Here is a 14,675-nt window from a genome sequence, read left to right on the forward strand (position 1 = left end):
CCTGTTGGCCCGAGGAGGCTCTCCGCCCGTCCCGTGGAAAGCGTCCGCCTGGAGCGCAAATCAGTGGTATCATACTAGAACCTACTCCTTAAAATACCGAGAATACTGAATTCATGGTTCACTAAATTTATATACTTTCTAATCATGCAAAAAAGTCTTCCGCTAAAGCGAAAGACCCTGCAAAATACAGAATTTTTATCCTATCTCCTGGATTGCCTAGTTCCCTTTTCAATGAATTTAATCATCTAGCTTAGCTAACATATTTACACTTACCGATAACTTACGCACGCCCTGAAGTTTTGCTTGTTTATATGGAGCATCGTAGACATAGACCCTGCATTGTTGAGTATCTAGTGAATCAACAAATAGTTGATCTACAAAAGTAAACTCTTTCTGCTTGTCCAATTCTTGTACTTTGCTATCAATTATATAGACGGTTTTTTTACGCTTTTGCAAATAATTTGCTATGCCAAAAGAATCTTCACTTAACCCCATTATGATATGTACAACTTTATTCATAGTCAGTTCCTTCTTTAAAGGTATTTGTACATACTATGCTTCAATAGTTGAATGTATTACATTATTAATTGTAAGAAAAAGTAAACAAGACGTTTTTGGTGAATAATAGAATTATCATATTTAAATCTGGAAAATTTGCGGCCGAAGATGCAATTTCGGCCACTTGTCTACAACTTCTAACGTCTCAAGCTTCCTTCACAGTAACTTTCCCATTGTCAGTACTCAACTGAATCAATAGCGAACCGTCCCCAAATACTGCTTTCTTAGAGTCTTCACCAAACATACTCACTTTTCCTCTATCACGAGTCACTCGAATCGTTGCATGTTCTGGCTTTTGAGTCATCATAAGCTCAATACTTCCGTTATCGGTCTTCAAGTTGATTGGCTTAGTAACGATTGGTACATAGCAATTAATTCGCCCATTATCTGTTTCCGCTTCAATTACCCCGTGTACATCATGCAACTCAATGCGTCCGTTATCTGATTTTGCTCGGAGAATTTCAGACTGTACATTGTGAATCTCTATACGGCCATTATCACTTTCAGCGTCAAGTTCTGTGACCTGTACATTCTTCAACGTAATACGACCGTTATCGGAAACTGTACGAAGTTTCGATGCTACTACCTGACTCAACTCGATACGTCCATTATCTGACTCAACCCCCACAAGCTCTGCGTGCAGCGAACTCCCCGTCATTGACCCATTAGCATTATTCACTTGAATCGTTTCATACTTGCGAACGGGCAATTTCACTGATACCACTGGTACCTTCAATCCAAAGCCAAATGGTAGAAAACGACGTGTTTCCTTCACTTTTATTAGTAGCGTATCGCCTACTACATCCATTGAAAGAGACGTTTGAGACGAGTGCTCCGATATAGCCACATGTTCTTTCCCGTCATTTGAGGGCTCAATCGTCAACTTACCATTCTCAACTTGTATATCTACTTTCGAATAATCGCTCTCTCCCGAGAATTCTTCGGAAATCATATCTTCCTCCGTATAAGCTTTCAATAATTCAAGTGCAATATATCGAGGTGTTCCAAGCGATTCTGAAATTTCTTCCTCAGTCTTACCATCCTTTTTGCCATTCGGAAAATACTCTTCAAAATCACTAATGATATCTGCCTGTTCCTCTTTCTTCAACTTATCTAATTCCTTTTTCAATTCCTCTAAATAACGGTACTTTTCCATCATACATCCCCCTTGTCTAATAATTGATGAACTCCTTCAATAAAATGCTTCCACTCATCAAGCTGCTCATTTAAATATCCTTTTCCCTGCTCCGTAATCTGATAATACTTGCGAGGAGGACCCTCAGTAGATTCCTTTAAATACGTTATAAAATATCCCTCTTTCGTTAACCTCCGTAAAAGCGGATAAACAGTTCCTTCTGAAATCTCAATCCGATCCGAAATTGCCTGAACCAGTTCATACCCGTAACAGTCTTGTCGATCAACAAGTGCCAACACGCATAAACTCAAGACACCCTTCTTAAATTGTATATTCACGTACCATTCACCTCCGGTACTATCTATTGATTAGTACCATACCATAACGCTATTGTTTAATGCAAGGTACTGGATTAAATGTTTTTTAATTTTATGGTAGGTTACAGAGAAATGCTACTCAGCCTTCTCTAAATAATTTTAATGTTCCGCTTTGATAAGTACACAACAAAAGAATCCAGAACCTGAACGGTTACTGGACCCTAATGCAGTATATACAATTGGCGTTAAATATATGAGTAGATTTATACTCAGGTACTAATTTTCCAGTGACGCTACACCTGTTTGAATTGCTGCTTGGCTAACTGCTTCTGCCACAACTTTGGCAATTCGATTATCGAAAGCATTGGGAATAATATAATCTTCCGTAAGATCAGCAGTTTCTATTAAAGATGCGATGGCGTAAGTTGCGGCCAACTTCATGGCTTCATTGATATCGGTGGCACGAACATCAAGAGCACCTCGGAAAATACCTGGAAATGCCAGCACGTTGTTGACTTGATTTGGAAAATCGGAACGACCCGTCGCGATAATCCGTACACCAAATTCTTTCGCTTCATCAGGCATTATTTCAGGTGTTGGATTTGCCAATGCGAAAACGATTGGATCTTTATTCATACAGCCAACCATTTCTCTTGTAAGTATTTTTCCGACTGACACGCCAATAAATACATCTGCTTCTGACATGGCATCGATCAATGAACCTTGCGCTAGAGGTAAATTCGTTATTTCAGCAATTTTATCTTTCACTGAATTCATGCCTTCAGGCCGGCCTTTGTAGATAATACCTTTTGAATCGCATAAGACCATATGTTTAACACCAATTTTACTCAAAAGATTGACAATTGAAATACCCGCGGCTCCCGCTCCATTAATAACTATTTTAATTTCACTAATTTTTTTATCAACGATTTTTAGCGCATTGATTAATCCTGCTCCTACTACGATTGCAGTTCCATGTTGATCATCATGAAAAACCGGAATATTGCACTCCTTTCGCAAGCGTTGCTCAATTTCAAAACATCTAGGTGCCGAAATATCCTCCAAATTAATGGCGCCAAAAGTTGGACTAAGGGCTTTTACAATTTGAATGATTTCATCAACATTTTGCGTATCCAAACAAATTGGAAACGCATCAATATTAGCAAACTTCTTTAACAGTAAGGCCTTTCCTTCCATTACAGGTAGGGCCGCTTCAGGACCAATATTTCCTAAACCTAATACAGCACTTCCATCCGTAACAACAGCAACTAGATTTCCTTTAATTGTATACTCATATACTAGTGAAGGGTCTTTTAGAATCTCAAGACAAGGTTCTGCAACACCAGGCGAGTAAGCTAAACTCAAATCCTCGTTATTTTCTAGAGGTACCTTAGAGACAATTTCCATCTTTCCTTTATGAATTTGATGCATTTCCAAAGCTGGACTAATTGTCTTCACCATATTCTTACCCATCCCTTCTATTTGTAAATTCTGAGTATTCTAATTAATATCATATTTCACTAGAAAACTCAACATTTATTACTTGACTTGACTCTAAGGTCAAAAGACAAACAATGAATTGGGTGCTAAACAATACAAAATAATTAATGACTATGCCTTTAATCATTTTTTTATTGTATAATTAGGGGCACTAAGTATTAAAAATGGATAATTAATTGAAAAGAGTTGATAGAAGGATGAATTTTTTCGGCAATAACCACACTGTACCGATAAAATCAACGTTCTATTATGGATGGTATATCGTATTTATCGGGGCACTTGGTGCTTTTTTCTCTGGACCTGGTCAGACCTATTTTATTTCCGTTTTTATTGATCAATACATAATTGATTTTGGTTGGAGCCGTACTCAAGTCTCAACAATTTATTCGGCAGCTACACTTGTATCTGCAGTTTGTATGTTTTTCATGGGAAGATTAATTGATCGCTTCGGTCAAAGATATATGATGGTTATTGTTTCCATTATGTTGGCAATCGCGTGTTTCTACAATAGTAATGTAAACAACTTAGTCATGTTGTTCTTCGGCATTTTATTATTGAGATTATTTGGACAGGGTTCTATGACACTCATTCCAAATACTTTAATCCCTCAATGGTTTATGACAAAAAGAGGACTTGCACTTAGTTACATGGCTATCGGGGGATTTGCTAGTTCTGCCATTTTTCCACCATTAAACGTGTGGCTAGTTAATTCCATCGGTTGGGAAAACACATGGATTCTTTGGGGGGGTACAATTTTAGTCGTCTTTACCCCCCTTGCTTTCTTCTTAGTTAGAAATACACCGGAACAAGTTGGGTTAGAACCTGATGGCTTTGTAACACCTATTGTAAGCGAGCAAAACTCAGAGCAACATATATCTAAAAAACCCAAAAATAATGATTGGACCTTTAAAGAAGCCATACGTACAAAAGCTTTTTGGCTTATTTTATCTTGTGTCGGAATTCCTGCGCTTGTCAATACAGCCATTACATTCCATCTAATTTCATTATTTAATGAAAATGGTCTTGGCACTGGAGTTGCCGCATTGGTCCTAGCCGGAATGGCACTTGTAGGATTTCCTGTGACACTTGTAGCTGGAAGAATATTGGACCGGGTGAAAGTAAATATAATTCTTGCAGGAATTTTTGTCTTAGAGATGGTACTACTAATGATGCTTCAAGTAACAAATACATTTTTCATGGCTATACTTTTTGCTTTAGTCTGGGGAGCGAGCAATGGATTCGAACGAATCGCTTTATCCTATGTATGGCCTAGTTACTTTGGTCGAGCTGCTCTAGGTAGTATTCAAGGCCTTGCAACATCAGTAATGGTATTCGGTTCTGCTATTGGTCCACTTCCTTTTGGCTATGCCTTTGATTTATTTGGCGGCTATAAAGAGATTCTTTGGCTCTTCTTACTATTTCCTATAGTGGGAATTCTATGTTCACTACTAGCCAAACAACCTGAAAGAAACAGTCATAGTAAAAAAACATAAAAATAGACTATTAAGACCACAACTGTTTATGTAAGCCGTTCAGTTTTGGATCGCTTTTTCTTAATTATAACCCCAAATAGACACCCAATTAGCTAGTTATTTGGATGTCTATTTTTCATTGATATATTAAGGTTTATATTAATTTTACCTTTAAAACAGTCATACTATTGACAGGTCAATTATTGCTATTTCAATTGTGATTGTAAAATGATTATTTGGGTGTCTAATTGGTAGTATAAAAGGAGTGATAAACATTGACGAAAATCAAACCGAAAAGGTTGAATAAAAAACCTGTAAACTGGGAAATGTCGGAGCTTTCCCGTATCATTGTTAATCATTTTGCGAACTATAGCGATCGAGCAGAAGAAAAAATTGCAGCATTATTATAGGCTATGTTAAAGTTATTGGTGATTTTGTATAAATAAATGCGCTTGGAAATGTTTCTCCAAGCGCATTTATTTATGTTTTTTTACTAAAGCACCTCGATAGTGTAACAACAAAGACTATGATTTAATATCCTTAATGTAGTTTTCTAACCCCATTCTATACCGTTCTATATCTGAAGTTTTAACGTGCCTTAACATCGTATTTAGAGCTTTTCTTAATGCTTCTGTGTTCCTGTTTTTGTCGTGCATAGCCATACTAAGAAACATTGTTATAGAAGGAAGGTCAGGATAACGGTCTTCAGCATCAGATAATATTCTGATGGCATCATCTATTCTTCCAACATTTCTTAAAGAACTACTAATTGTAATAAGGCATAGGCTTCATATTCTGCATTAAGACCTATGCTGATTGCATCTTCATAAATCGAAATTGCACTATCCTCTTGTCCCGTAAAATCATATGCGTTAGCCAATTCAAATTTTGCTCTTGCTGAATTTGGGTATTTCTCTGCAACTTCCAAAAAGTATTCTATTAGTTTATTTTCATCATCTTTACTTTCCCATCCGTTCTTAACAACGGTATCCCACTTCGGCTCCATTTTTAGCTCCTTTCTGTTCTTATAACTCCCGACATTCCTTGTTAAACTCTAACTGTTTCGTTAGTTTGAACTTATAATAAATTGATTATCTAATTGAATAGTTGTGGTTTAAGTATAACCTTTTCAAAATTGGAAGTCCTTTGTTATTTTCCCATAAAAAAAGCACCTCGATTTGAGTGCTATTTAGGGTTGTATTTAGTTGTTTTTTTGGTGATAAAACGGATTCGATTTGACCGTTTATTTCGCAATAAGTGATCTAAAACTGGACGGCTTACTGTTTATGTTGTGGTCTTTTTGTTGAAATAATTGCGTTTACTAACTATTTATGGAATCAACAAAACCTTACCAATGCTTTGTCTGCTTTCGATATGTGCGTGAGCATCCGAAGCTTGTGCTAAAGTATAGCGCTTTGAAATATGAATAGTTAGCTTTTTCTGCAACATTAATTCTATTAGGTTGTCCGCGCTCTCCTTGAGAAACTCAGGTCGTAGCTTGCGGTAAGTACCGGTACTATAGCCGATAACAGAACGGCAGCTGGAATGGAGATCCATAGTTTTCAGTACCCCAGGCATGGAACCAGCATGACCAAATGAAATGATTCTTCCAAAAGTCGCCAAGCAATTGATACTTCGCTCAAAGGTCTCTCCTGCAATGGTATCGAGAATGACATCAGCCCCTTTCCCATTGGTCAAACGATTCACTTCTTCCACAAAATCTCCACTAACATAATTAATGATGTGGTCAGCTCCAAAGTCTTTTGCAACTTGTACTTTCTCATCTCTGCTAACGGTACCAATAATTTTAGAAGCACCTAAAATTTTGGCAAGTTGAATCGCCGTGGATCCTATACCCCCTGCTGCCGCATGGATTAATATTGTCTCTCCGGGCATCAAATGAGCCATTTTCTTAATTACATTGTAAGCAGTAATTCCGACAGTTAAAGATGCGGCAGCCGTCTCACTGTTTAATTCATCAGGAATAACGAATGTTAAATCTTCATCTGCATTAACATATTCTGCATATGAGCCATTCTTAGGGAAAGCCATAACACGTTGGCCCACTTTGAATCGAGTCACTTTACTCCCTATTTCAACAATTTCTCCTGCACAATCCAAACCTGGAGTAAAAGCGGCTCCAGATTCAGTTCCATGGTATTGTCCTTGGCGAGCCTTGATGTCAGCAAAATTGACGCTGATTGCCTGAACTTTAATCTGCACTTGGTTTGATAAAACTTTAGGCAATTCTACTTCACTAAGCTTCAATACTTCTGGAGCGCCTAATTCATTCACAACAATCGCTCTCATGTATTTTCCCCATTTCTTCAGTTCAAAATCAACATAAGTAATTTATCTTACTACTATTCGCTATTAGGTACCTGTTTTCCTGTATCTATATGGACTTGGTTCCGAAAAATTGGTTTAACAACAAATAATCGATTTTCTTTGATTTTAATAGTTCGGCCCGAGAAAAATTTTCTAGTTGATGTCGACTACAAGTCCCTTTTTCTGCCCTTTTTGCACGGAATTCCAACTTGGGACGTGGTTTTTCCAACTTGGCGTGCGTTTTTTCCAACTTGGCATAAAAAAATTCCAACTTGGCCCTCGATTTTTCCAACTTGTAAACCATATTTATCCATAAACCCAATTACTCAACCCCTTTTCTGTTTAAATCCACACCAGATAAAGCGTTACCATTGAAAAATAACTCTATTTCAATTATTTCTATCGAAAAGTCTAATATTTAGTTGAAATCGATACATTATTTAATTCACCATGAGTTTTTTCAGCCATCGATTGAACCTACGCTCTTTTTAAAGTCCTCTTTGTACGGAATTCCAACTTGGGACGTGATTTTTCCAACTTGGAGTGCGTTTTTTCCAACTTGGCATGCTATTTTTCCAACTTGGACCTCGATTTTTCCAACTTGGAAACCATATTTATCCACAAGTTCAATTACTCAACCCCTTTTCTGTTTAAATCCACACCAGATAAAGCGTAACCTTTGAAAAACATCTCTATTTTCTTTATTTCTAGCGAAAAAATCTAATATCAGTTGAAATCGATACAATATTTAATTCACCATGAGTTTTTTCAGCCATCGATTTAACCACCCCTCTTTTTAAAGACCTCTTTGTACGGAATTCCAACTTGGGACGTGATTTTTCCAACTTGGAGTGCGTTTTTTCCAACTTGGCATGCTATTTTTCCAACTTGGACCTCGATTTTTCCAACTTGGAAACCATATTTATCCACAAATTCAATTACTCAACCCCTTTTCTGTTTAAATCCACACCAGATAAAGCGTAACCTTTGAAAAACATCTCTATTTTCTGTATTTCTAGCGAAAAATCTACTATGTACTTGAAATTGATAGATTATTTTATTCATAAAGCGTTTTCCAGCAATCGATTTGACCTAATCTCTTTTTAAATCCTATTTATATAGAAGAAAGCCATTCGAAATTTCTCGAATGGCTTCAATTTCATGCATTTAATATCAACCGAAGATTTCTTTTGACAAGTCGACGATGAATTTCAAATTCCTTCCAAATAAATTCTTATACCATTGGTGTTTCATGTGAGTCATTGTTTAAATTTGCCGTAGAATCATATGCAATTAGCGTAACTCCAATTTTTAATTCAAGTTCGCTAATTTCCTGTAACTGCTCAAGGTCAAGCTCTGCTAGTTTGCTTTCGTCCATTTTAATAAGACATCCTTCCTTTTTATAATGAAGATGAGTATGCCCGACATTAAAAGGATTATACTAAATATCATTGTTTTTGAAACTTTTCCATCCAAACGATATAAAGTCGATTGTGTCAGAGAACTTCCCGCTAAATCGATAAAATTTCCCGTATATCCCCTTCTGATAGGGATGACAACATGGTTTCACCTGTTTGAATAACCTGATCGATTAGTTCCTTTTTGCTTTGCTGCAACTCGTTTATCTTTTCTTCTATCGTTCCTTGGGCAATAAGTTTAATTACTTGAACAACTTTTTTCTGTCCCATCCGATGGGCTCTTCCAATTGCTTGCTCTTCAATTGCTGGATTCCACCATAAGTCATAAAGAATCACTGTATCTGCTCCGGTTAAATTTAGTCCTGTTCCACCAGCCTTTAAAGAGATTAGGAAAATAGATTCTGCGCCAACGTTAAATGAATCAACAAGCTCCACTCGATTCTTGGCAGGCGTTTGGCCGTCTAAATAAAAACAGCTTTGTCCCGATTGCACGAGCTTTTCTTGTATTATTTTTAACATACTCGAAAACTGTGAAAAAATTAACATTTTGCGTCCGTTTTCCTGACCATTTTCAATAATCTCGAGAAGCTCTTCAAGCTTTCCTGATTGGCCCTCATAATTATCGATAAATAAAGAAGGATGACAGCAAAGTTGTCTAAGTCTAGTGAGACCAGCGAGTATTTTTATTCTCCCTTTTCCAATTCCTTCTGAGGCAAGTGATTCCTTCGTTTCTGTTCGGATTTTATCTAAGTATCCCATGTACAGTTTTTTCTGTTCAGAGTGGAGTTCTGAATAATGAACCGTTTCAATTTTATCTGGTAACTCCGTTAAAACATCTCTCTTGAGTCTTCTCAAAATGAATGGTTTAACAAGGCGTGCAACGGTTTCGTTTGACATACTTCGAAAGACTTTCTGATCATGCAAAAATCCTGGCATAATCGCTTGAAAAATCGACCATAATTCATCCAAAGAATTCTCAATCGGCGTTCCTGACAATGCAAATCGCTTAGATGCAGTTAAAGACCTGACAGCTTGAGAAATTTTAGAAGCACTATTTTTAATCGACTGCGCCTCATCTAAAATGAGTGTATGGAATTTTTGCTTGCTATACCATTCCAAATCTTGCCGCAATGTATGATAAGAAGTAATGTACACATCTGGAGTTTCACTTCGCTTCTGAATTTCTTTTCTTTCTTGTACTGTCCCAATGGCAATATCTACATGTAAATCAGGAGCAAATTTACTAAATTCATTTTTCCAATTGTATACGAGCGATGCAGGGGCTACAACAAGGAAGGGCTTACTTGAATTGTCCTCTATTTCAGATAGAATATAAGCGATACATTGCAAGGTTTTTCCTAAGCCCATATCATCTGCTAATATTCCCCCGAGTTGATAGTGCGCCAAGGACTTTAGCCACTTAAAACCAGTTACCTGATAATCTCTCAAATTCGCGTGAAGAGTAGATGGAATCTGAAAATCTTCCTCCTCAGGCGACTTAATGGAATTAAAAAATTGTCGGAAGTTTTTCCCGAATTTCCGATTTTGCTTATCCAATTTTGTTAAGCGTTCTTCAATCTGTAACCCACGATAAAGAGGCATGATCATTTTCCCATTATGTGTTTCAACAGACTTGTTATTCAATTCATGATATAAATCAGCTACTTCAAGAAGTTGATTATCCATCAAAGATAAAAATGCTCCACTTGGTAGACGCGTATATCTTTTTTTCTCGATTACAGATTGAAGAATATGCGTTATCTCGTCACTTCCAATGTCATTCATGGTGAAATCCACTTCAAGCAAATTTCCGTTTGATTGCACATTAACTGAAACCGTTGCCTTTGCTACTGAAGGAAGAATCATTGACTTAATGGCAGGCACAATAAAAATCTCGGCTTTATCTTCAAGTTTCAACAATGTTTCATAAAAGAATTCGAATACATCTTCTTCTATTTCAGAATAATACCGCTTCCCATTTACCTTTAATGGAGAGTTTTCTAGCTCATTCATAAATTCTAATTCTTGTTCAGTCTTGCGTATTAGTATGCTTTGATAATCATTTGTCAAAGTGTCATTTTCATTTAAGGGATTGATGATAATTGAATCGTAATGATACTCAACTTTCACATCAATTCGTTCAACCGATCCATCCACAAACATTTTAACTCGTAAGGATGGACTTATTATGATATTTGAAACATTTTCAGAGACTTTTACTTTGCCAATATGATTTATTTTTGGCATGGCCATAGATATAAATGTACCTACTTGTTCGACTGATATTGGAATGACCAAATTCTTATTATTTTCGATTAATGGAACAAACGGTTGAAGTGTTTCCCGCTGTTCCGTTGATAATTTATATAGCACTCCTTTGTATGCATACCATCCATATGCCTCATAATAATTCCCCGTCTTAATTTCATTTAGCTTGAGTTGAAACTCACCAGACCTGCCATTTTCAAGAGTAAAGGAAAATGGTAGAGCTTCATGAGATGTTTGTAATTGTCCATAAAGAACATTCTCTTGCTCATAATTACAAGTTCGATCCTGTAATTTAAAAATTAAATCATCTGCTACATATAGTGGAATGATTAACTCTTTCCCTTTATTATCAGAACTTCCCCAATTATAGTCATCTTCATATAAGCTTTCCGTTTGATAAATCCCCATTAATATTTGTATGATTTCTAAATCATCGGGTGAAAACACTTGGGAATTCGGCGTATACGTGAAATGCTTGCCAAACTCCAATTCAGTCTTATTTGCAATGCTATCTAATAAAGATCGAATGTTCTTTACAATATATAAACGCGTATCGCCTATTTTTAGCTGTATTTCAAAAATATCTTTATACCGAGTTTGGAGTTTTTCCGTATAGGTTCTTAATAAGAATTCAACCTTTAAATAACTCGTCTTATCTGCCAACAATTTGGGAACGTTAGAGTGATCACTGAAAAAATCAATCAAATCTTTGGCTTGTCTATATCTAGCATTTTTTGTGCCATTCAAATTAGATGTAGTTCGTGAATCTTCCTTTTGTTCATCTATAATCGCCAACAGTGTCGCACAGACATGCTTACAATTACTGCTAGACTTATATGCTTTGCAACTACAGTAATCTGCAAAACGTTGCTCAATTATACGAACCTGTGTCTTATAAATATTAGTACCAACAACCTTCGCAGTCCATAGATCATTCTTAGCATCGTATACTAAACTTTGAACCCTTTTGTTATTAAAATAACTCTCACCTCTTTTAAAAACAGCTGCTGTATAAAATCTTTGAATTAGTTGTTTATTTAATATATCCATCCTGTACACTCCATCTATGTATTATCTGTAAGCTTTCGTTTTATTAAGAATAGCTCTTGATACTATTTTAGCATTATAGCCTAGTTTTAACCTAGTAAGTATTTTGTGTTTGGTGGACGATAGAATAGACACCGACTTCATAGAAAGCATTCAGTATTATCTAAATACGTTTAATCATATAAGTTTACAGTAAACAGGCGGCCGAAATTGTATCTTCGGCCGCCTATTTTTATGCAAGAAGTGTCCATTCTCTCATCAACCAAAATCAAAACACTATGTGCGTCACGTGCGAATTATTCCCTTTTTCCCAAAACCACTGTACCAGCGAATTGGTAGTCGTAGCAAGTATGGTAAAGATCTTCTAATTCCTGTTGTGTGGGTACCCTTGGATTATTTTGGGGACTGCCACTATCTAAAGCATCTGATGCCATCTTTTGGACGACACTTTCAAAGTCTTCAACCTTAATCCCCCACCCTTTAAGGTTTGGAATGCCTAGCTTTAGACAGAGGTTCTTTACAGAAGATACGGCAATGTCAGCTGCTGCCTCATTAGAAAGAGATAGGTCAGGTTCAAAAATTCTACCTAAATCAGCTAAGCGATCAATACATGAATCCTTGCTAAACTCTAGAACACCTGGCAGTAACATCGCATTCGAATAGCCATGAGGCACATGAAATAAAGCCCCTATTGGTCTTGACATCCCGTGTACGAGACATACAGATGAATTAGTAAACGCCATCCCTGCTTGGAGCGCCCCTAGACACATTGCCTCACGAGCATCAATATCATTTCCGTTGTCGTATGCCGTATCAATATTATTGACGATTAATTTCATGGCAGACAAGGCAAGTGCATCGGTCATTGGATGAGAGCGTTTTGATAGATATGCCTCAACTGCATGACTTAGAGCATCTACACCTGTGGCTGCTGTTATATGTTGAGGTGATGACACCGTCAATAAAGGATCAACAATGGCTACTTCTGGCATAAAAACAGGTTGCTTGATCATCATTTTTACATCATTCGAAGTATTAGTAATAATCGTTGCGTCTGTTGCTTCTGAACCAGTCCCTGCAGTAGTTGGAATAGCAATATGCGGTAGTGAGGGATTTTCTGCAATTATTTGTCCTCCCCTATAATCTCCAATATAGCCGTTATTTGTAGCCAATGTTGCTATTGCTTTAGCCGTATCGATACAACTTCCTCCACCAAGGGAAATAACCAGGTCGCACTTCTCTTTTCGGAGAATCTCTAAAGAATCCAGCACATGTTGATCTGTAGGCTCTGAATTCACACCTAAATAAATGACGCTGTCCACATTTTCTTTTTCAAGGTAGGTTTGACATTCACTAACATAACCAAGTTGATCCATAATTTTATCACTAACAATAAGTGCTTTTTTTCCTCTTAATGCAGATTCTGTACCGATTTTCCCAAAAGCATTACGCCCATAGATAACCGTTTGTGGTGATCTGAAAATAGCAAAACTGTCCAATAAAATCCCCCCTTACTAACTCTATTACTCTATTCTCACTAGGTCAGATATAGTATACATACACATAAAAATCTATTGATATTGTTCTCTTACACTTGTTTAACCATAGGATAAATGAATGCTCATTCCTACTACTCAAATGTCCACAAATTAAATTCTCCCTTAAGTTATGCTACCAATATTTCTAATAATTGTATAGTTAGAATTTACTGAAAGTTATAAACATTGTTAAATTATTTTCAAACAAAAAATATTGAGACATATAGAAACCACTGGAAAATGTGAACACTCCCGCGAGAAGTCTAGCAGAAATTCACTACCAGACTTCTCGCATAGGCTACCACTTGAAAGGAGCTTACGCTGTTTCTGCCTAGTCATATGGATCACTTCTAATTCAGTACAGTTTAAACAGCAACTGATGGTGTCCCGATGATTTCCAACCGTAGTCGAATTATGATTTTAATGAAAGATTTAAAGTAAGGGCTAAGAATAACCGGACGATAAACCCGTCCAGTTCTTTTTTGTCTATCGATATTTTATCTTTATTCCATTAAAAATGAAGATGACAGAAATTAGAAGAAAATTGGTTAATTGCCTCAATCTAATGAAAAGTAGAACCATTCGAACAGTAAATTACTCAATCACACGAAAAGTTGAACCATTCGAACAGAAAATTGCTCAATCGAACGAAAAGTTGAATCACTTGAGCTGAACCAATAAGAAAAATTAGGTAGTGCTCCTGTTCCTGTTAAGCAATACTAATGACTTGAGTGTTAGTAGAAAGTGTTTTCCCACTTTATAACTTTGGTTTCCGGATCGCTTAGTGTGTTTGAATTGAAAAAGGCGACATCTACATACCAAATAGACACGGGTGTGATGATACATCATACTCGTGTCTAGAATGAAAAGCCGGTACATTCTGTTAGATAAAGGAACCTCACCTTTTTTAGATGAAAGAAATTATATTTACAAGTAATTGAAGTGGAAGGCGACTCCAGCGGGAAAAGCGTGTTCGGTGAAACCCCGCAGGAGCTTAATGGAACGAAGGCTAAGAACGCCACAACGCGAGGCAACGCCTTCGTGACCAACATCCTGTTGGCCCGAGGAGACTCATGGACCGCCCGCGGAAAGCG

General features: G+C 36.9%; 11 protein-coding genes and 1 pseudogene. 2 read left to right on the plus strand and 10 right to left on the minus strand.

Features of this window, described 5'->3' with window-relative positions:
* Positions 1-237: 237 nt before the first annotated feature.
* The 4 genes from B371_RS0107405 to B371_RS0107420 all read right to left on the minus strand — a co-directional run bounded on the left by B371_RS0107405 (position 238) and on the right by B371_RS0107420 (position 3,471).
* Positions 238-519: a hypothetical protein gene (locus tag B371_RS0107405; protein WP_019413672.1), complete on the minus strand. Its 282-nt coding sequence runs from the start codon at positions 517-519 to the stop codon at positions 238-240.
* Between the two features lie 184 nt (positions 520-703).
* Positions 704-1,714 carry a DUF4097 family beta strand repeat-containing protein gene (locus B371_RS0107410; protein ID WP_019413673.1) on the minus strand — a complete coding sequence of 337 codons (1,011 nt, stop codon included), beginning with the start codon at positions 1,712-1,714 and terminating at the stop codon, positions 704-706.
* Entirely contained in the window at positions 1,714-2,031 is a 318-nt protein-coding gene (locus tag B371_RS0107415) for a PadR family transcriptional regulator (protein ID WP_019413674.1), read from the minus strand. The genes B371_RS0107410 and B371_RS0107415 overlap by 1 nt, the downstream gene beginning before the upstream one ends.
* Positions 2,032-2,286: 255 nt before the next feature.
* Entirely contained in the window at positions 2,287-3,471 is a 1,185-nt protein-coding gene (locus B371_RS0107420) for an NADP-dependent malic enzyme (protein ID WP_019413675.1), read from the minus strand.
* Between the two features lie 236 nt (positions 3,472-3,707).
* On the opposite strand from B371_RS0107420, the gene B371_RS0107425 reads away from it, so the two are divergent.
* Both B371_RS0107425 and B371_RS24290 read left to right on the plus strand, forming a co-directional pair.
* The gene (locus B371_RS0107425) at positions 3,708-5,003 is read left to right on the plus strand and encodes an MFS transporter (protein ID WP_019413676.1); all 1,296 of its coding nucleotides are present in this window, start codon (positions 3,708-3,710) and stop codon (positions 5,001-5,003) included.
* 254 nt (positions 5,004-5,257) lie between these two features.
* Entirely contained in the window at positions 5,258-5,392 is a 135-nt protein-coding gene (locus B371_RS24290) for a hypothetical protein (RefSeq protein WP_019413677.1), read from the plus strand.
* Between the two features lie 114 nt (positions 5,393-5,506).
* On the opposite strand, the pseudogene B371_RS24465 reads toward B371_RS24290, so the two are convergent.
* From B371_RS24465 to B371_RS0107470, 6 genes and pseudogenes are all read right to left on the minus strand, one after another.
* A pseudogene (locus tag B371_RS24465) lies at positions 5,507-5,988 on the minus strand (tetratricopeptide repeat protein).
* A gap of 323 nt (positions 5,989-6,311) precedes the next feature.
* Positions 6,312-7,292 carry a quinone oxidoreductase gene (locus B371_RS0107440; RefSeq protein ID WP_019413679.1) on the minus strand — a complete coding sequence of 327 codons (981 nt, stop codon included), beginning with the start codon at positions 7,290-7,292 and terminating at the stop codon, positions 6,312-6,314.
* A 478-nt stretch (positions 7,293-7,770) separates the two neighbouring features.
* Positions 7,771-7,932: a hypothetical protein gene (locus B371_RS23750; protein WP_019413681.1), complete on the minus strand. Its 162-nt coding sequence runs from the start codon at positions 7,930-7,932 to the stop codon at positions 7,771-7,773.
* Positions 7,933-8,544: 612 nt separating this feature from the next.
* Positions 8,545-8,688: a hypothetical protein gene (locus tag B371_RS23755; protein ID WP_019413683.1), complete on the minus strand. Its 144-nt coding sequence runs from the start codon at positions 8,686-8,688 to the stop codon at positions 8,545-8,547.
* A gap of 133 nt (positions 8,689-8,821) precedes the next feature.
* Complete coding sequence (locus tag B371_RS0107465) at positions 8,822-12,046, minus strand: DEAD/DEAH box helicase (protein ID WP_019413684.1); 3,225 nt, start codon at positions 12,044-12,046, stop codon at positions 8,822-8,824.
* Between the two features lie 293 nt (positions 12,047-12,339).
* Positions 12,340-13,542 carry an iron-containing alcohol dehydrogenase gene (locus tag B371_RS0107470; RefSeq protein WP_019413685.1) on the minus strand — a complete coding sequence of 401 codons (1,203 nt, stop codon included), beginning with the start codon at positions 13,540-13,542 and terminating at the stop codon, positions 12,340-12,342.
* Positions 13,543-14,675: the final 1,133 nt, after the last annotated feature.

The sequence above is a fragment of the Paenisporosarcina sp. TG20 genome (assembly GCF_000286315.1).
Lineage (GTDB): Bacteria > Bacillota > Bacilli > Bacillales_A > Planococcaceae > Paenisporosarcina.

Coding starts and splice junctions, on each gene's coding strand:
- B371_RS0107405 (WP_019413672.1), bottom strand. CDS start 519: ATGAATAAAGTTGTACATATCATAATGGGGTTAAGTGAAGATTCTTTT.
- B371_RS0107425 (WP_019413676.1), top strand. CDS start 3,708: ATGAATTTTTTCGGCAATAACCACACTGTACCGATAAAATCAACGTTC.
- B371_RS0107410 (WP_019413673.1), bottom strand. CDS start 1,714: ATGGAAAAGTACCGTTATTTAGAGGAATTGAAAAAGGAATTAGATAAG.
- B371_RS0107465 (WP_019413684.1), bottom strand. CDS start 12,046: ATGGATATATTAAATAAACAACTAATTCAAAGATTTTATACAGCAGCT.
- B371_RS0107420 (WP_019413675.1), bottom strand. CDS start 3,471: ATGGTGAAGACAATTAGTCCAGCTTTGGAAATGCATCAAATTCATAAA.
- B371_RS0107440 (WP_019413679.1), bottom strand. CDS start 7,292: ATGAGAGCGATTGTTGTGAATGAATTAGGCGCTCCAGAAGTATTGAAG.
- B371_RS23755 (WP_019413683.1), bottom strand. CDS start 8,688: ATGGACGAAAGCAAACTAGCAGAGCTTGACCTTGAGCAGTTACAGGAA.